General features: G+C 40.5%; 23 protein-coding genes. 20 read left to right on the forward strand and 3 right to left on the reverse strand.

Going from position 1 to position 18,468, the window contains the following annotated elements:
* Positions 1 to 134: 134 nt before the first annotated feature.
* The gene (locus tag ACF3OH_RS06690) at positions 135 to 518 is read right to left on the reverse strand and encodes a ribonuclease HI family protein (protein WP_392456527.1); all 384 of its coding nucleotides are present in this window, start codon (positions 516 to 518) and stop codon (positions 135 to 137) included.
* 72 nt (positions 519 to 590) lie between these two features.
* On the opposite strand from ACF3OH_RS06690, the gene ACF3OH_RS06695 reads away from it, so the two are divergent.
* On the forward strand, positions 591 to 776 hold the full coding sequence (locus ACF3OH_RS06695; RefSeq protein ID WP_392456528.1) for a zinc-finger domain-containing protein: 186 nt from the start codon (positions 591 to 593) through the stop codon (positions 774 to 776).
* A 35-nt stretch (positions 777 to 811) separates the two neighbouring features.
* On the opposite strand, the gene ACF3OH_RS06700 is transcribed toward ACF3OH_RS06695, so the two are convergent.
* Positions 812 to 1,021, reverse strand: coding sequence for a cold-shock protein (locus ACF3OH_RS06700; RefSeq protein WP_204589220.1), 210 nt, complete (start codon positions 1,019 to 1,021; stop codon positions 812 to 814).
* 95 nt (positions 1,022 to 1,116) lie between these two features.
* On the opposite strand from ACF3OH_RS06700, the gene ACF3OH_RS06705 reads away from it, so the two are divergent.
* From ACF3OH_RS06705 to ACF3OH_RS06790, 18 genes are all read left to right on the forward strand, one after another.
* Positions 1,117 to 1,740 (forward strand): HD domain-containing protein, encoded by a 624-nt coding sequence (locus ACF3OH_RS06705; RefSeq protein WP_204589221.1) that lies wholly within the window; start codon positions 1,117 to 1,119, stop codon positions 1,738 to 1,740.
* Positions 1,728 to 3,605 carry an ABC-F family ATP-binding cassette domain-containing protein gene (locus tag ACF3OH_RS06710; protein ID WP_392456530.1) on the forward strand — a complete coding sequence of 626 codons (1,878 nt, stop codon included), beginning with the start codon at positions 1,728 to 1,730 and terminating at the stop codon, positions 3,603 to 3,605. Before ACF3OH_RS06705 ends, ACF3OH_RS06710 begins: the two co-directional genes overlap by 13 nt.
* A 27-nt stretch (positions 3,606 to 3,632) precedes the next feature.
* Positions 3,633 to 4,757 (forward strand): conserved virulence factor C family protein, encoded by a 1,125-nt coding sequence (locus ACF3OH_RS06715; RefSeq protein WP_392456533.1) that lies wholly within the window; start codon positions 3,633 to 3,635, stop codon positions 4,755 to 4,757.
* Positions 4,758 to 4,759: 2 nt separating this feature from the next.
* A complete protein-coding gene (locus ACF3OH_RS06720; protein ID WP_392456534.1) occupies positions 4,760 to 5,197 on the forward strand; it encodes a BrxA/BrxB family bacilliredoxin in 438 nt (145 codons plus the stop codon).
* Positions 5,198 to 5,244: 47 nt separating this feature from the next.
* Complete coding sequence (locus tag ACF3OH_RS06725) at positions 5,245 to 5,982, forward strand: class I SAM-dependent methyltransferase (protein WP_392456536.1); 738 nt, start codon at positions 5,245 to 5,247, stop codon at positions 5,980 to 5,982.
* A 220-nt stretch (positions 5,983 to 6,202) separates the two neighbouring features.
* Positions 6,203 to 6,748 carry a YpjP family protein gene (locus ACF3OH_RS06730; protein ID WP_392456538.1) on the forward strand — a complete coding sequence of 182 codons (546 nt, stop codon included), beginning with the start codon at positions 6,203 to 6,205 and terminating at the stop codon, positions 6,746 to 6,748.
* Between the two features lie 12 nt (positions 6,749 to 6,760).
* Positions 6,761 to 7,699, forward strand: coding sequence for a thymidylate synthase (locus tag ACF3OH_RS06735; protein ID WP_392456540.1), 939 nt, complete (start codon positions 6,761 to 6,763; stop codon positions 7,697 to 7,699).
* Between the two features lie 10 nt (positions 7,700 to 7,709).
* Positions 7,710 to 8,195 (forward strand): dihydrofolate reductase, encoded by a 486-nt coding sequence (locus ACF3OH_RS06740; RefSeq protein WP_204589227.1) that lies wholly within the window; start codon positions 7,710 to 7,712, stop codon positions 8,193 to 8,195.
* Positions 8,188 to 8,925 carry a lysophospholipid acyltransferase family protein gene (locus ACF3OH_RS06745; protein WP_392456543.1) on the forward strand — a complete coding sequence of 246 codons (738 nt, stop codon included), beginning with the start codon at positions 8,188 to 8,190 and terminating at the stop codon, positions 8,923 to 8,925. Before ACF3OH_RS06740 ends, ACF3OH_RS06745 begins: the two co-directional genes overlap by 8 nt.
* A complete protein-coding gene (locus ACF3OH_RS06750; RefSeq protein ID WP_204589229.1) occupies positions 8,922 to 9,764 on the forward strand; it encodes a DegV family protein in 843 nt (280 codons plus the stop codon). The genes ACF3OH_RS06745 and ACF3OH_RS06750 overlap by 4 nt, the downstream gene beginning before the upstream one ends.
* Before the next feature lie 4 nt (positions 9,765 to 9,768).
* Positions 9,769 to 10,590 carry a GDSL-type esterase/lipase family protein gene (locus tag ACF3OH_RS06755; protein WP_392456546.1) on the forward strand — a complete coding sequence of 274 codons (822 nt, stop codon included), beginning with the start codon at positions 9,769 to 9,771 and terminating at the stop codon, positions 10,588 to 10,590.
* 5 nt (positions 10,591 to 10,595) lie between these two features.
* Positions 10,596 to 11,171 (forward strand): YpmS family protein, encoded by a 576-nt coding sequence (locus ACF3OH_RS06760; RefSeq protein ID WP_392456549.1) that lies wholly within the window; start codon positions 10,596 to 10,598, stop codon positions 11,169 to 11,171.
* A 16-nt stretch (positions 11,172 to 11,187) separates the two neighbouring features.
* Complete coding sequence (gene msrA / locus ACF3OH_RS06765) at positions 11,188 to 11,715, forward strand: peptide-methionine (S)-S-oxide reductase MsrA (protein ID WP_392456551.1); 528 nt, start codon at positions 11,188 to 11,190, stop codon at positions 11,713 to 11,715.
* Positions 11,716 to 11,737: 22 nt separating this feature from the next.
* Positions 11,738 to 12,130: a peptide-methionine (R)-S-oxide reductase MsrB gene (gene msrB, locus ACF3OH_RS06770; RefSeq protein ID WP_239584804.1), complete on the forward strand. Its 393-nt coding sequence runs from the start codon at positions 11,738 to 11,740 to the stop codon at positions 12,128 to 12,130.
* Between the two features lie 12 nt (positions 12,131 to 12,142).
* Positions 12,143 to 12,358: a YozE family protein gene (locus ACF3OH_RS06775; RefSeq protein WP_204589234.1), complete on the forward strand. Its 216-nt coding sequence runs from the start codon at positions 12,143 to 12,145 to the stop codon at positions 12,356 to 12,358.
* Between the two features lie 70 nt (positions 12,359 to 12,428).
* Complete coding sequence (deoD, locus tag ACF3OH_RS06780) at positions 12,429 to 13,133, forward strand: purine-nucleoside phosphorylase (RefSeq protein ID WP_392456554.1); 705 nt, start codon at positions 12,429 to 12,431, stop codon at positions 13,131 to 13,133.
* Positions 13,134 to 13,212: 79 nt separating this feature from the next.
* Positions 13,213 to 14,673, forward strand: coding sequence for a S41 family peptidase (locus ACF3OH_RS06785; RefSeq protein ID WP_392456556.1), 1,461 nt, complete (start codon positions 13,213 to 13,215; stop codon positions 14,671 to 14,673).
* 55 nt (positions 14,674 to 14,728) lie between these two features.
* On the forward strand, positions 14,729 to 15,880 hold the full coding sequence (locus ACF3OH_RS06790) for a CobW family GTP-binding protein (RefSeq protein ID WP_392456558.1): 1,152 nt from the start codon (positions 14,729 to 14,731) through the stop codon (positions 15,878 to 15,880).
* 96 nt (positions 15,881 to 15,976) lie between these two features.
* On the opposite strand, the gene ACF3OH_RS06795 is transcribed toward ACF3OH_RS06790, so the two are convergent.
* The gene (locus ACF3OH_RS06795) at positions 15,977 to 17,284 is read right to left on the reverse strand and encodes an MATE family efflux transporter (protein ID WP_392456725.1); all 1,308 of its coding nucleotides are present in this window, start codon (positions 17,282 to 17,284) and stop codon (positions 15,977 to 15,979) included.
* Positions 17,285 to 17,374: 90 nt separating this feature from the next.
* Here ACF3OH_RS06795 and ACF3OH_RS06800 point away from each other — a divergent pair, with 90 nt between their 5' ends.
* Positions 17,375 to 18,442, forward strand: coding sequence for an undecaprenyldiphospho-muramoylpentapeptide beta-N-acetylglucosaminyltransferase (locus ACF3OH_RS06800; protein WP_392456560.1), 1,068 nt, complete (start codon positions 17,375 to 17,377; stop codon positions 18,440 to 18,442).
* The last annotated feature ends 26 nt before the right edge of the window (positions 18,443 to 18,468 follow it).

The following is an 18,468-nucleotide window of genomic DNA, read 5'->3' on the forward strand; positions in this document are numbered from 1 at the left end:
TTTGTGCCCTGAGCGGCCATTTTTATGCCCTATTGGTCCGTTTTGTGCCCTCAAAACCGCCATTTGTGCCCTGAGTCATGTTATGGAAACTAATTCCTAGCGAGCCCACAGATATTTAACGCACTTCTCAGCTTTCACTTCCTCAAAGCCTCCGTCGCCATTCGATGCGCCGCCCGGTTCTCTTTGTCTGGAATCCATTTTACAAAGAACATCGGAATGCCATCAAGTAACGAATAAATTTCATCCAAAATCGGTTTAAATGTAGGGTTTTTCGTGTAATTACGTTCAACTGCATCAGCCACAATTTTAGAATCGACTCGAATCGATAAAATATCAGGCTGGAGAGGGAGGACGTGTCGAATTCCTTCTCGCAGTGCGATGAATTCAGCTTCGTGATTTGAGCATACGCCAATCTTCTCTGCGTGGTATCCTTCGTTTCCGTTGCCTTTCCAAAATACCCCTATAGCACTTTCTCCTGGGTTTCCACGCGTAGCTGCATCTGTGTACAATTCAATCATTCTCTAGTTCCTTCCCTTGCAACTGACTTCTAAAAACGATTATACTACTACAATAGGTAAGGTGGGATGAATGTGTTAACACAACAAATTACAAATGAAATAGATCGTTTGCTTTCTGTCTACTGTGAAGAATGTCCAATTAAACACGATCTTCGTTCACGACAAGGAAAAACAGCGGCACATCAATTCTGTATTTCCGGTTGTTCTGTAGGAAAACAATTGAAAGAAATCGGACAAAAACTTTATCAAAACACATAAAAAAACCCGCGCAAGTATGCGAGGGAGAAGATAGTCTATTCATCTAGGATCACATGAACATCTGCTGCCTGTGGTCCACGATTTCCTTCTACAGTACGATAATGCACTTTTTGGCCTTCTTCTAACGTACGAAATCCTTCACCATGGATACCTGTAAAATGAACAAATACATCTTCACCATCGTTTGACTCAATAAATCCGTAGCCTTTTTCTGCATTAAACCATTTTACTTGTCCTTGTTGCATTGTACGGGGACCCCCTTCGTTAGAAAAATCAGATAATTACTAGCTAAACTATACAGGATTCGACCTCATCCGTCAATTTGAAAGGGGAACACACCATGTGGAGTGAATTACGTCCTTACTTAGTGGACTATTATAATCAGTTTGATGCAAGCCACGACATGGCCCATATAGACCGGGTCTATGAAAATGCTAGGCGTATACTTGAAAATTACAAAGAAGCGAACCACCGAATTGTTACGCTTGCAGTAGGGTTACATGATGTTGAAGATAAAAAATATAAAAATGATAGAAGTGCAGATTTCATGCAATCTATCTTTACAACGTTTTCTGTGACAGAAGAAGAACAGAAAATCATCCGCACACTCATTGACCAAGTTTCCTTTAGTGGCGGGTTAACAGCAACTTCATTAGAAGCGAAGATTGTGCAAGACGCTGACCGTATAGATGCTATTGGGGCAATCGGCATAGCACGTACATTTGCATTTGGTGGTGCGAAAGATCGCAGTCTATACAATCACAAAGAAGTTGAGGAAGTAGTATCTGGTGCTAAAATTGACAACGGTTCATCCGTTACTCACTTCTATGAAAAGTTATTGAAGCTAAAAGATAAAATGAATACAGAAAAAGCAAAAGAGATTGCCGAGGAGCGTCACCGATTTATGGAAGCGTTTCTTGAGCAACTTTACAACGAATTAGGAGAATCTCCATGTCGCAATTAATTATTCAAAACTTAACAAAAACGGTTGGAGAAAAGACCCTCTTCAAAAACATTGAATTTACAATCACAAAAGGTGAAAAGATTGGTCTCGTTGGAAAAAATGGTAGTGGGAAGTCTACACTACTGCAAATCATTGAAGGTTCTATTGATGCTGATTCATTACATAAAGACCATCCGAATCACTATTCAATTAGCTATCTAGCTCAAGCACCGGATCTAGACCCTACAAAATCAGTGCTAGAAACGATGTTTATCAGTGACTTAGCTATCGTAGCACTTAATAGAAACTACGAACGTATTCGTAAGCAAGCTGAACAAGAACCAAACAACATGAAATTCGTAGAAGAGCTTGTTTCCATTCAAGAGAAAATGGAAGACGGCGGTTGGGATCTCAATACGGCAGCAAAACAAGCGCTTACGAAGCTCGGGATTACAGACTTCGAAAAACCTGTTGGTCAATTATCTGGTGGCCAACAAAAACGGGTTGCCTTAGCTCGGGCATTAATTGAACCACATGATTTACTTTTACTTGATGAGCCTACGAACCATTTAGATGTTGAATCGACGATTGCGTTAGAGGATCTAGTGAAAGCGTATGACGGTGCTGTTTTGTTTGTAACGCACGACCGTCTGTTTCTTGATGCAGTGTCCACTACAATTTACGAAATCGATCAGCTGACGGTTTATAGCTATAAAGGCAATTACGAGCAATTCCTTGAAAGCAAAGCGATTCGCTATGAGCAACAACAAGCAGAGCAATCCAAACTTCAAAATCTATATCGGAATGAACTCAAATGGGTTCGGCGCGGGGCCAAGGCTCGGACGACGAAACAAAAGGCACGACTAGATCGTTTTGAAGACATTAAAGATCGTGCTTTACTAAAAAACAACGAACAAGATTTCGATGTCAATCTTGCAACGAGCCGACTTGGCAAAAAAGTAATGGAAGGTCATGCACTTGGAATGGCGTTTGAAGACAAACGACTTTTTGATGATTTTTCATTCATTCTTCAAAATAAAGACCGTATTGGGATTGTCGGAGAAAATGGCGCAGGTAAGACTACGTTATTGTCCATAATAGCGGGAATTATACAACCTACTAGTGGAACTCTAGAAGTCGGGCAAACCGTTCGAATTGGATACTTTAGTCAAGAGCTTCCGAAGTTTGATGAGAATCAACGGGTGCTCCATTATATTACAGAAGATTCAAACTCTATTGAAACTTCTAGTGGCGAACGTCTAAGTGCCGTTCAAATGTTAGAGCGCTTTTTATTTCCGACATCTATGCACGGGACACCGATTTATAAATTATCCGGTGGCGAGAAAAAACGCTTATATTTACTCAAACTTTTGATACAGCAACCAAACGTATTAATTTTAGATGAACCGACAAATGATTTAGACTTAGATACTTTAGCGATACTTGAGGATTATTTGGACAGCTTTGCTGGTGTTGTATTGGTAGTCTCACATGACCGTTACTTCATTGACCGCATAACGACAAAATTATGGGCGCTTGAAAATCAAGCAGTAGTAGTGACACTAGACAGCTTTGCAGAATACTTGGAACAAAAACGTGAACTGGCGAAAATAGAGAAACAAGTCGTTACACCAAAACAAGTGGCTGAAGAGCCAAAACCAAAAAAGAAACGCATGAGTTATCAAGAAAAGAAAGAGTGGGAAACGATTGAAGATCAGATTGCACTTCTTGAAGAAAAAATCGCTGCCAGTCAATCTATCATCGATTCCGCGGGCTCTGATTACGAAAAAATCCGCGTAGCATCCATTGATTTAGAAGCGAATGAGGCTTTGCTTGAAGAAAAGATGGAACGGTGGGCATATTTAGAAGAAATGGCTTCATCATGATACACTACTTACAGAAGGAGTGATTCTATGAAAATCATCACAATCGAGCCAACACCAAGTCCGAACTCCATGAAAATTGTTGTGGACCAGGAATTGGCATTCGGAACTAGCCATAACTATAGAGAAGGTCAACTCGACGATGCTCCAGAAATCATTGCATCACTGTTTTCTTTAGAAGGAATTAAAGGGATTTATCATGTGGCTGACTTTATGGCAGTAGAAAAACATCCAAAAGCGAGTTGGGATACACTTGTCCCTCAAATCGAACAAGTATTTGGGAAGGAACATGTCTCAGAGACGCAAACGGAATCTGCTACAGATTCATTCGGTGAAGTGCGTGTGCACGTGCAAGATTATCATGGCATTCCACTTCAAGTGAAAGTGTTTGATTCACAAAATGAACAGCGCTTTGCACTTCCAGACCGCTTTATGGAAACATTTAATCAACGGATTCAAGACGACGAGAATTATATCTTGCAGAGAAAATGGATAGACTATGGCGTACGATACGGGGAGTTCGAAGAAATTGCAAACCAAGTGATTGCTGAACTCGATGCTGCTTTTACGACAGAAAGACTCACACAACTCAGCTCTCCAGAATCCAGTGCGGAAACAGAGTGGAAGAATACGCGCCATCCTGTTAGCCTTGAAGACTTTCAACATCCAGACTGGGAAGTCCGCTATCAATTACTTGACCGCTTGACTCATCCGACTCTTGATGATTTGCCGCTTCTCGCACTTGCTTTAAAAGATGAAAAGGTATCCATTCGCCGCTTGGCAGTTATTTATCTTGGTATTTTGGAAGATAAGATGGTCATTCCACATTTGACCATTGCGTTACATGATAAAAATGCTTCCATTCGTCGTACAGCAGGAGATACGATGAGCGACCTTGGGTACGAAGAGTTTGCACAAGCAATGGCCGAGGCTTTAGCAGATAAAAATAAATTAGTTCGCTGGCGTGCTGCGATGTTCTTCTACGAAGTAGGTACTAAAGAACATATCGACGTACTGAAAAAAGCACAAGATGATTCTGAATATGAAGTACGTCTTCAAGTGAAGATGGCTTTAGCTCGAATCGAGCAGGGAGAAGAAGCAAAAGGCTCTGTTTGGAAGCAAATGAATATGGCACGTGCAATTAAGGAGGACTAAACATGAATGCTTATGAAGAATATATGAAACAAATTGTTGCACCAATGCGCCAAGAACTCGTTGGACATGGTTTTAAAGAATTGACAACAGAAGATGCTGTGAGGGAACATGTGCAAACTGCTGAAGGGTTATCACTTGTTGTCATCAACTCTGTTTGTGGGTGCGCAGCAGGTCTTGCACGTCCTGCAGCCATTGAGGCTGTAGAGACAACAACAGCGAAACCCGATCACTTAGTAACGGTGTTTGCTGGACAAGATCAAGAAGCAACGGAAACTATGCGCGGTTACTTTGAAGATGTACCTCCGAGTTCGCCGTCGATGGCATTTTGGAAAGATGGCAAACTTGCGTATTTCATTCCGCGTGAACAGATTGAGAACTTTCCAAAAGAAGCGATTGTCGATCACATTCAAGGTGTGCTTGAGCAATTACAAGGTCAATGAATGTAGCAGTCACTAATTCATTAAAACTGAAGCAGGATGAACAACAAATGGCCATGCAATTTGCCCATTTTCATGCGATGGATTTTCTACCTAGAAACGGAAAGTCTCTGAAAAACTATTTTGAGCCCTACGACATTGTCTATATTTACACGTCTACAGGTATTGAGGCGGTCAAACCTACTGGAGAGAGGTATAAATACCATCCAGGAACGGCAATGTTTCGGTATAAGCGATGGATCGCTGGAGAACAAGAACCTTTGCTTCGTGCGCTAAATCTAGTGAAAGGTGATTCATTTTTGGATTGCACGATAGGTTTCGGAGCGGATGCACTGATGGCGAGTGTGGATCTTGGGGATTCAGGAATCATCGTCGGACTTGAAAAATCAGAAGTCCTTGCGTTTCTCATGAAAGTAAGTCAACAATTCACTAACTTTGAAAGTGAAGAGCTGCAACAAGCGTTCAGGCGTATAGAAATCGTACAGCAAGATGCTGTAGACTATCTGCGGAATCAACCGGATAACTCATTTGATGTCGTGTACATAGATCCACTGTTTGAGACTGCTATTGAAGAGTCGACTAACTTTACAACGCATAAGCAATTTGCAGTACGTGATCAGCTGACGGATGAATGGGTCAGGGAGGCAATTCGAGTGTGCCGAAAACGAGCGGTCATTAAAGCACATTATACGAGTGAACTGTTTGAAAAATATGGTTTTCACCAATTGAAAAGAAAAAGCGCAAAATTTCATTTTGGCGTTCGTAACAAAAAAGACCTATGCGAGTAATAATCGCGTAGGTCTTTTTCAATCAATGCGTGAAATTTAATGAAGTTAAGTATCCAAGTAATAATAAATATCCGATACCAATCGCAAGTCCTAAGCTCATGAGAAAATCTCTCCTTTAGAATAAAAGTGTTTTTGTTACATGTCATTGTTTCTTATTGTACAATGAAATCAGAAAAGAATGAAGCCTTAGTCATTTATTCAATGAAAAGTTGTTTCAAAAATGTTACGGATGGAAGTGAATATGTTGTCAGGATTTATTAAAAAGTTTTTAGCCGCTTTAGTCGCTGTAGTCACATTTGGTGTCATTACACCATCGCATGAGATCTGGAATTCCGTATTTGAAATCGAAGAAAACCAATTTACTGAAACCCATGCAGAGGAACGGGTACTGGATATTGGGCGACTTATTGATGAGGCGCGTGAACAGAGTGATGTGAAATTTGGTTCAAAAATTCAACCACGCATTCAGCAACGCTACGAAGCGGAAATCTTCCCATTTTATAAGCAAAAGATAGAAGAATATGCCACGGCATCTTCTGCAATTTCGCATAAGCCTTCCGGTGATTACGGCGAAAAAATTTTCCACTTGTATGATCAGGACACAAATGCTGATATTTTACGTGCGCATGTACGTGTTGAAAAACGACCATTGGAAGGCTATTACTTTACATTCCATTACCATACACATGATGATCAATTTGCAAAACATCAAGATATCGGAGAAATTTATTGGTCGAAGAATACGCCACCAAAATGGTTATCTTAGAGGAGTGTCATAATGAAACAATATCATGAATTATGTGAATACATATTGAAAAACGGTGAACGACGAGAAGACCGAACAGGAGTCGGCACTATCGGAGTTTTTGGATATCAGATGCGCTTTAATTTAGCGGAGGGGTTTCCGTTACTGACTACAAAGCATACTTCATTTAAATTAATTGTCTCAGAGCTTTTATGGTTCTTACATGGAGATACGAATATTCAAACACTCGTGCGTCAAAACAATAATATTTGGAATGAGTGGGCATTTGAACAATGGATTTCAAGTGAAGAGTATAATGGACCAAATATGACGGACTTTGGTTTACGTGCCTCAAAAGATCCTGATTTCAAAATTCTTTACGACCGAGAAATGAAAGCTTTCATCGAACGCATCAAAACGGATGACGACTTTGCGAAGAAATATGGTGAATTGGGGCCGGTATATGGGAGACAATGGCGCTCGTGGGAAACTAAAGATGGTGGTAGTGTAGACCAGATTCAAACTGTCATTGAATCCATTAAAAACTCACCGCATTCACGCCGACACATCGTCACTGCATGGAATCCTGCAGAAGTAGATGAGATGGCATTACCACCTTGTCATTCATTCATGCAATTTTATGTGCAAGGTAATAAACTGAGTTGTCAATTGTACCAGCGCAGTGCGGATGTTTTCTTAGGCGTTCCATTCAACATAGCATCGTATGCATTACTTGTTCATTTGATTGCAAAGGAGACTGGTCTTGAAGCTGGCGATTTCGTGCACACGTTTGGTGATGCACATCTTTATAGCAATCATCTAGACCAAGTCAATGAGTTGTTGGCACGAGAGCCAAAACCACTTCCAACGATCACACTACGCGATATCTCAATATTTGATATGAAAACAGACGATATTCAACTGATTGGATACGAATCACACCCTCGTATTCACGCGGAAATTGCTGTATAGGGGGAATTTGATGATTACATTTATAGTGGCACATGACGAGAAACATGTAATTGGCCATAACAATGAGATGCCTTGGCATATTCCAGAAGACTTGAAGTACTTCAAAGAAAATACACTCGGTCGTCCTGTCATAATGGGACGCAATACATTCGAATCAATTGGACGTCCACTTCCAGGGCGGGATAACATCGTCATGACACGAAATAAAGAGTTTTCTGCGGAGGGTGTTAAGATTGTCCATACATTTGAAGAAGCCTTGTTGTATGGACAGTCGCTTCATGAGGAAGTAGTAGTTATAGGTGGAGCGAAGGTGTTTACAGAGTACCTCGACTACGCAGATCGCTTACTTATCACTGAAATTCATAAGCAGTACGAAGGAGATGCTTTTTTTCCGGAATACAATGACTTCATCCTCGAATGGGAGTCCCCAAAACACACTTCTAAATCTGGCGTAGATTTCACATACAAACGCTACAGTAGAAAGGCCCGTGAATAAGTTGTTAAGAAGCATCGTAACGTATAGTTATATTATCGGGTATATCCCAACCCAATTGAACACGCTAAAAAAATTGAGGAAACGTAAAGCGGAATTAACGACTGCAGAGTACGATCAAGCAGTCTTTGAAACGCCTCAGCGATGGTCTCAAAACATTCTTAAAAAGGCGGGTGCAACAGCTCACCTTACTGGGACAGAAAATTTACAAGAGGGACCTGTCCTTTTTGTTGCAAACCATGAGGGGAATTTCGATATTCCTGTATTGATTGCCACTGTACCAAAACCATTTGGGTTTCTTTCTAAAGTAGAAGTGAAAAAAATACCTTTTATTGCAGATTGGATGGATGAACTCAATTGTGTTTTTATCGATCGCTCGAATCGACGCAGTGCACTCAACTCCATTTCAGACAGTGTTGAAAGTCTAAAAGCGGGTCACTCTTTATTGTTGTTCCCAGAAGGCGCACGTTCGAAAGGGAATGAGATGAAAGAGTTTAAAACAGGATTTGTTCGAATCGCAGCTAAGGCTCAAGTGCCGATCATTCCAATTGCAATCGTTGGTACGTCTCGATTGATGGAGCAAAATGAAAATAAAATAACTCCAGCAGAGGTGTTTGTGAAAATTTTACCTGCTGTTTATCAACAACAAGACGAGTCGACGGACACATTTAAAGAGCGGGTCGAACGTCTAATACAGGATGCACGCTCAGACTTACAGGGGGAATCAAGATGACGACAATTAAAATTGTAACGGATTCAACAGCTGAACTGACGCAAGATGTTTTCGAACAATTAGGAATAACTGTCGTGCCATTGACCATTCATGTGGATGGCCAGGATTATTTAGACGGTGTAACACTGTCTGCTGAAGAATTCATTAGTAAAATGAAACAATCGAAAGAGTTACCAAAATCTTCTCAACCTTCTGCAGGTACCTTCACTGAAATTTATGATGAACTTGGAAAAGACGGGTCTGAAATTCTGTCAATCCATATGACAGGTGGGATGAGTGGGACAGTTAAATCTGCTGAATCTGCTGCTAGCATTACATCTTCGAATGTCACTGTAGTTGACTCACGATTCATCTCACACGCACTTGCATTTCAAGTGAAAGAAGCAGCTCGTCTGGCTCAACAAGGCAAATCAATGGGTGAGATTTTACGTCATCTCGACCGTGTTCGTGAAAATACACGCCTGTTCGTAGTAGTCGATACACTTGATAACCTTGTGAAAGGTGGGCGGATTGGAAAAGGACGAGCAATGCTTGGCTCTTTACTCTCAATTAAACCAATCGCTTCACTAGCAGGAGGAGAGTACACACCAGTAGCTAAAGCGAGAAGTTACAAACAAGTCATTACGTACTTAATGAATGAATTTACTAAAGATTCAGCTGCCAAACGTGTAAAAGCTGTTGGGATTGCACAAGCTGACGGGTATCAAATGGCTACTCCACTAAAAGAAGCAATTGAAGCGACAGGATTTAAAGACGTGAAACTGTCCTTTACTACGCCTGTAATTTCTACCCATACAGGTCCTGGTGCGATTGGATTTATGTATTTGTTGGAAGGGTAAGCAGTTGAAAAAATTAGCATTTGTTGCATTGGTAGTTGTTGTTGTCGTTATAAGTGGATGTAGCAGTTTTGTAATCAAGCCTGTTTTTCAGGTGAAAGACCGTGAGGAACCTGTTCGCTATCAGGTTCCTTATAATGTCTTTCCTGATAATTTGTTATTTCTCGGACTTGGCGATTCGTTAACAGTTGGAATCGGTGATGAGTTAAAGAAAGATGGGTACGTTGGACGTATTCGAGATGAATTCTTGACAAGTGAGCAAATCGACCGAGTTGAATTGATCAATACAGCGAAACGTGGACGACGAAGTGATCAGTTGTTAACCCTTCTATCAAGCGGGAGTCTCGATAAAGAAATTCAAGAAGCAAGTCATATTTTCTTATCTATTGGTGGAAATGATGTCATGAAAGTAATTAAACGTGACTTGTTCTCACTTCAGTTAGAGGCATTCGAAGAAGAACGAGAACTATATGAGACACGGTACTATCATATCCTGGATTATATACGAGCGATTAACCCACAGGCCCCTATTGTTGCACTTGGCTTGTATAATCCGTTCTCATTAATTTCAGTAGAGTCACAGGAAGTAGAATCTATAGTCGTGGATTGGAATACGTCGATGGAAGCTACTTTGGGCGACTTCCAATCAACCTGTTTTGTACCCGTACAAGACCTTTTTTATACCAACGCAAATTTGGTGTATCACACAGATTTCTTCCATCCGAATGGACAAGGCTATGATTTAATCGCCAATCGGATGCTCCGTACAATGGAAAGCTGTGGTTTCATAGAGCAATCAGATGGGGAACTGTATGTAAATGGGGGCTGATAACTTTGAATAAATGGAAAATCGCATTTCTTGGACTTGTACTTTTGCTAGTAATTGCAATCGTTTATGTGGGAAGTTTACTGACTGGAACGTCTGAAAGCTATACACTTACTGACAGACCAGACCCTGCAGAAGGAGGTCAATTGTTTGTCGAGACATCCAAACAAGACTTTGAAAAGCTTGCGAACAAATACATTCAAGAAGCAGTTCGTGACCAGCCAATCCCATTACAATTGGTTGTGGAGGATAAAATTGCTTTGACTTCTGAACTCACCGTTTTTAGTTTAACGATTCCAGTTCAGATGTATTTTGATCCGGTTGTACTTGAGGATGGCAATATTCAACTTGTGCAAAATCAAGTAGATATAGGTCAACTATCGATTCCTCCTGAAGAGATCTTAAAATTATTGCGCAGTTCAATTGATTTACCAAACTGGATGATCGTAAGTCCAGCAGATGAGTCAGTCTTTATAGATTTAGGTGGATTACCGATTGATGGGGACTTAGATATTCGGGCTCAAGAAATTGACTTGGAGAATGATGAAATTATACTCTCCGTGACTGTTCCAACAGATCAATGACAGGGAGGTTTTAAAGATGGAAAAAGCAACTTTCGCAGGTGGCTGTTTTTGGTGTATGGTCAAACCTTTTGATTCGTATGATGGAATTGAAAAAGTAGTGTCTGGATACACGGGTGGCCATGTTGAGAATCCTACGTATGAACAAGTTTGTTCCGAGACAACAGGTCATTATGAGGCGGTACAGATCACCTTTGATCCAACGAAATTCAGTTATGAACAACTTGTCGAAATCTATTTTCAAAATGTTGACCCATTTGATGCTGGAGGCCAATTTTTTGATAGAGGAAAATCCTATCAAACGGCGATTTTTTATCATGATGCGGACCAAAAAGAAGTAGCTGAAAAAGTTATGAAACGACTTGAATCCGATGTCTTCACAAAAAAAGTAGCTGTTGAGCTACTCCCAGCTAAACCTTTTTACGAAGCAGAAGAGTACCACCAAGATTACTACAAAAAAAATAGTGGCCATTACGAGCGCTACTTTACTGGCTCCGGACGTAAAAACTTTGTTGAACAGTTAAGGAGGAATTATTTTGAAGGATAATCTACGTGAAAAATTAACGCCTATGCAGTACCATGTCACGCAAGAAAATGGAACAGAGCCACCGTATCAAGGTGAATACGATCAACACTTCCATGAAGGAATTTATGTGGACATCGTTTCTGGAAAACCATTATTTCACTCGAATGATAAATACGATGCAGGGTGTGGGTGGCCAAGTTTTACAAAACCAATCGATGCGCCTGAAATTGTAGAAGAATTTGATGACAGTTTTGGTATGCGTCGTGTAGAAGTGCGCAGTAAGACGGCGGACTCGCATTTAGGACACGTATTCCCAGACGGACCAAAAGAGTCTACTGGCTTACGTTATTGCATCAATTCAGCAGCTCTTCGTTTCGTTCCAAAGGAAGATTTAGAAAAAGAAGGATATGGCGAATATTTGTCTACCTTCAAGTAAAGAGGTGGACTTATGAGAGATACATTCTATCAATTTGTGTTGAGACATAGAGGCGGTTCAGCATCAAATCCAAAACATCGATTTGCTGAGCGTGTGTTTGAACTTCATGACTTCCCTAAAAATACAAACGACTTTTATGAACTGTCTACTTATATTGAGATGCAAGCAGATGATGCGATTCCTGCTTCTATTTTTGATGAGTTATGGGAAGAATATAAAACGAAGTAATAACATGAATTGCATTCAGTCGCTAAACTATGTATCATAAATTTATACGTTAAAGAAATGAGGTTACATGATGAGTGTTCATATCAGTGCTAAAAAAGGTGAAATTGCAGATACAATTTTACTTCCAGGAGATCCATTACGTGCAAAATACATTGCAGAGACATTTTTAGAAGATGTCGTTCAATATAATGAAGTTCGTAACATGTTTGGATACACAGGAACTTATAAAGGGAAACGCATTTCTGTACAAGGAACTGGGATGGGTGTTCCATCGATTGCAATTTACGTTACAGAATTAATGCAAGAGTATGATGTGCAAAAATTAATTCGTGTAGGTACATGTGGAGCCATCCAAAAAGATGTAAAAGTACGTGACGTAATCATTGGTCAAAGTGCTTCAACTGATTCTTCATTAAACAAAGTTCTTTTAAACGACCTTGCTTATGCACCAACTGCAGATTTTGATCTTCTGTACAAAGCATATGAAGCGGGTAAGGCAGCTGGACTTAACCTACGTGTAGGAAACATTTTCACGGCTGACCTATTCTACAATGATGAAGCAGACTATAAAAAATGGGCTGACTATGGCATCTTAGCAGTTGAAATGGAATCTGCAGCTCTTTATACACTTGCAGCTAAATTCAACCGTCAAGCGTTGTCAATCTTAACTGTAAGTGACCACATCTTAACAGGTGAGGCAACATCTTCAGAAGAACGCCAAACTACATTTAACGACATGATTGTTGTCGCATTAGAAGCAGCTATTCAAGAATAAAATGTTCTAGGGCGCTAGGCCCTGGCACCATTTTTAGACTGTCGACATGGACGACAGTCTTTATTAATGAGGTGAGAAAATGGAACAACAGCCTGAAACGAATCCTGAACAACCACCAGTTCGCCGAGCTTTTCGGATCAACCCATTTATATTCGTCATCGTATTGTTCCTAACAGCTATTGCTTCTGCAGGAGTGACGATGCTCGCCCTAACTACGGGTGAAGAAAAGGTGGCAGAAGTCATTCAGCCAACAGAACGACAAGAGTTTTCCCGACTCTATGATGTGTATGATCAACTACGCGAACAGTATTATACAGATTTTGATCAAGAGGAACTTGTAAACGGTGCCATCAATGGTATGGTTGATGCACTTGGGGATCCATACTCCGATTATTTGAATCAAGAAGAGGCTGCACAATTTGATGAAAGTATCTCTTCAAGCTTCCAAGGAATTGGTGCTGAGATTCAAGAGCAAAACGGTGTTATCACAGTTGTTTCACCAATTAAAAACTCTCCAGCTGAGCGTGCAGGAATTATGCCGAATGATAAAATTCTTTCAGTAGATGGAGAAGACATTCGCGGATTTAGTGCTTCAGAAGCTGTTCTTCTCATTCGAGGAGAAAAAGGATCAGAGGTCACACTTACGATTCAACGTGGGGAAGCTGAACCAATTGAAGTAACAATCACTCGTGATGAGATTCCGATAGAAACGGTTTATACGGAGATGTTGGACGGCAACGTCGCTCATATTTCAATTTCTAGTTTCTCTCATGACACATATCAGGAATTACTAGATGCACTCGATGAGATGGAAGCACAAGGAATGGAAAAATTACTTCTTGATGTCCGTCAAAATCCAGGTGGCTTATTGAACGTTGCTGTTGATATTGCTTCTTTATTTGTAGAAGAAGGTCAACCGGTATTGCAAATTGAGCAACAAGGTGAAGCTACGATTCTACCTGCAGTAGAAGCAGAACGTGTAACAGTGCCAACTGCTGTCATTATCGACGGAGGTAGTGCTTCAGCATCTGAGATTATTGCAGCTGCACTTAGCGAATCTGCTGATATTCCAGTTGTAGGTCTTCCTTCTTTCGGTAAAGGTACTGTGCAGAGTGTTGAAGATTTAGCGGATGGTTCGAATATTAAGTTAACAACTGCAAAATGGTTAACTCCAGAAGGTAATTGGATTCACGAGGAAGGTGTTCAACCCGATGAAGTGGTGGAATATCCTGACTATGCATCTCTTGCGCCATTAGATCCTGCAGTTGAATTGTCTCTTGACCTTCAGTCAGAACAAGTCGGTGTTTTGAAACAATTTATGACAGCACTTGGCTATTCGGTGGATGAAGAAGGAATGCGTTTTGATGAGCAACTCGAAACGGCTGTCGAAGAATTCCAACAAGAGAATGAATTGGAAGTGACGGGTGTAGTATCTGGTGATACCACACTTGCAATTATGGATGCTGTACGTGAAAAACTACGTACAGAAGATCCACAACTTTTACGAGCTATTGAAGTGCTTGATCAAGCAGCAGAATAAAACAGAAAGGACTGACTACGTGTAGTCAGTCCCTTTTTTTACAGGAGGGTTTTTAATGAAAGATGTCTATCTATTAAGTGGCTTTTTAGGGAGTGGTAAAACTACACTCCTCGTGAAGTGGCTGACGTACATCAAACAACAAGGTTTAAAGCCAGCGGTCATTATGAACGAACTAGGAGCACTTGGGTTTGATAGTGACGCAGTTGAGGAGGACGTGCCGCTTCGTGAATTATTAGAAGGATGTATTTGTTGTTCACCAGCAGAAAAAACAGAGGCACAAATACAACAAATTTTACATCAAGAAGAATTTGATGTTCTGCTAATTGAAACGACAGGGGCAGCACATCCAGTGGCCTCCTTAGATGTGATTTTGTCTCCTTTATTTGCTGACCACTTTGACTTTAAAGGAATTGTGACAGTGGTTGATGCGGTTCGATTTTTAGAACGTGATAAATTGCCAATACAAACAAAGGCCTTATTCTTTGAGCAAATCAAACATGGTCACTTGCTTGTATTAAATAAAGTAGATGTAGTAGATTCAGAAGAACTGGAGGAGGTTCAATTTTCACTCAGTCAATTAAACGCAAAAGCAAAGATTGTTCCCACTACATACAGTACAGTAGATTTTTCACAACTCCAGCATTTAGCACCTTCTTTATCCGCACATAAGCCGATGCGTGTCGGAATGGAGTTAACCTTAGGGACGCGACTAGAAGTACTTTCTTCTTCGTTTCCACAGTATGCAGTGGAAGAGTGGATTCAATCTCTATCAGAAACGGTTTACCGAGTGAAGGGGTATATTCAATTGCCTTCAACTTCTAAGCCTCATTTATTTCAATATGCATATGGAATGACACAGTGGATGCAAGAAGATGTGAATGTGAAAACACAACTTGTCGTTATCGGCGAAAATTTAACCGCCTGTCCAACGTTAGAAACCTATCAAGTACTTTCTACATTGAAGAAAATTTATCCCGAACGTGAACGCTTAACCAGCCTTTCAACAGCAAGTGACATCGATCAAGTGATTGATGATGAGTTGTTGGATGTCCAAACACACCCACGTACACGCCAAACATTGGAACAAAAAAATGAACAACTGCGTCAAAAAGTAACATTGCTGGATTGCTCAAAATGGGAAGAAGAGTACTTTTTACGTAAAGTCACTGAAAGGTTTAACGAACTCTCAACACGTTTTGCGCAGTAACAATTGTTTTCTTTTCCAGTATGAATTTAGTAATTGAACCAACCTTTGAGGTGAAAATAAATGACTCGGGCATTATGGTTTAAAAAGCACAGCCAATTAGGCTTGTGCTTTTTTACGTGCATACGTTTTTTGAACAATAAGCAATCGTATAGACAGAGTAATCGCTCCAGCTGTCAATCCTGCAATTAATCCAACCCAATATCCATACTGTACGAGTGAAGTGGTAGTTGCTAAGTAGTACCCAAGTGGTAAGCCGATGACCCAGTACGAGATAATCGCCATAATGAATGTGATTTTGACGTCTTTATATCCGCGAAGAGCGCCTTGTACAGGTGCTTGGATTGCATCTGATAACTGGAATAAAGCTGCAAATATCAAGAATTGAACAGCATACCCTACTACAACAGCATCATCTGTATAGAACGTCGAAATTTGCTCGCGGAAAAAGAACAGAATAGATGCGGATACAAAACTTACAGCTATGGCTAAAAGGACGGATAGCCATGCATAATGAGAGGCTTCCGTAAACTTCCTTGCACCAACAGATTGGCCCACAACAATGGTAGCTCCCATGGCAATAGATAGTGGAATCATATAAAGCAGTGAAGTAAAGTTCAATGCAATCTGGTGGGCAGACAATATTTCAGTTGTATAATTTGTCATCATTAATGTAACTGCTGAGAAAATTGTTGTTTCAGCAAAGATGGATAGACCAATCGGTACGCCCATTGCGATAATAGTCCAAATTCGCTTCATTTGAATTCCCGAGAACCCACTGAAAATCTGATACTCTTTGATTGAGGGAAGTGTAGCGATCAATCCGATTGTTATAAACAAGACAACCCAATAAGTGAGTGCTGAGGCCAGTGCAGCCCCTTGACCACCTAACTCCGGGGCACCGAACTTCCCGAAGATAAAGAGATAATTCAGAAATACATTAATTGGGGCAGATAACAAAGTGATGAACATCGTAATTCGTGTAAGACCAAGAGCATCGATGAACCCACGCAATACACTATAGATAAATAAAGGGATCAATCCAATTGAAATCGTTTTTACATAAGCAATGGCAATTTCTCGCTCAATAGCAGAAACATCCATCATGGATACAATAGGCTCTACTGCTAGAAAAATAAGTGCATAGACGAGTAATGACATTGTTATTGCAACTATCATACCTTGTTGAACAGTAGGTTTTACTTGTTGTTTGTTATTTCCACCTATGTAATGCGCTACAATAGGAGTTATACTAATAAGGATACCTGTTAAGCCTGTATAAACAGGTACCCATAGAGAAGAGCCGATTGATACACCAGCTAGATGTCCGATATCATATTTACTCGTCATTAAAATATCGAAAAAAGTCATCAAGTAAAGAAAAACTTGAGTGATGAGAATTGGCATGACGATTATGGATAAGGTTTTTAAATAAGTCGGTAAGTTTTTTACCACAATGTGCACGCCCTTTTAGATGAACTTGGAGGTCTATACAAGATGAAAACAGTATTTTTAACAGGCGGAGGAACCGCTGGCCATGTTTCTTTAAACTTAGCCATTATACCAGAACTAGAGAAAAGGGGCTATGCTATTCATTACATCGGCCAAGCGGGTGGAATTGAAGAAGAATTGCTCCAGGAGTATTATCCGCATATCCCGTTCCATGCAATATCGACGGGCAAGCTGCGACGGTACCTCTCCATCGAAAATATGAAGGATCCATTTAAAGTAGTGGCAGGTATCGCACAATCTGTCCGGTTAATTCAACGTCATAAACCACATGCAATTTTTTCAAAAGGTGGATTTGTGTCAGTGCCACTTGCGCTCGCAGCCAAACTGACAAATAAGCCACTATTCATCCATGAGTCCGATATGTCCCCAGGCCTCGCCAATAAGATTGCCTCTCGGTTTGCAAAAAAGGTGTTCACCGTATTTGAAACGACGGCAAAACACTTTCCTGGCAAAGGAGAACCTGTTGGTGCGTTGATTCGACCAGAGCTGTTTCAAGGATCTAAAGAAAACGCGTTAAAAGCTTTGAACTTTACAGCTAATCTGCCAGTAATTCTGATTATGGGAGGCAGTCAAGGATCAGCAAAAATCAACCAACTTATTCGAGAAACACGCTCAGAACTAGTGAAGTCTTTTCAAATCATTCATCTTGCGGGTAAAGGCCATGTTCACCATGATGAATGGACAGACCCAAATTATCGCATCTTTGAATTTGTTACCGATGAATTGGCTGATTTCATAGCAGCAAGTGATTTTATCATCTCACGTGCTGGTTCAAATGCGATTTTTGAATTTTTAGCACTTCAAAAACCGATGTACTTGATTCCACTTTCTAAGAAAGCGAGTCGTGGAGACCAAGTCGAGAACGCGCATGACTTTGAACGAAAAGGGTACGCAGTCGTTACAGAAGAAGATCTGCTGACAACAAAAGAGTTTACACAGGCTCTCACTAAGCTCGTGAACGAACAAGATTTTATCAAATCAAAACAAGCGGTAGCGAAACAACCTCCAAATCCACGTGATTTTGTCGATTTGCTAGAGAGAGAGTGGAACTAAACAAAAAAGCATTTTCTCGAGTTTGA

It is taken from the genome of Chryseomicrobium aureum, assembly GCF_043182735.1.
Classification (GTDB): Bacteria; Bacillota; Bacilli; order Bacillales_A; family Planococcaceae; genus Chryseomicrobium; species Chryseomicrobium aureum.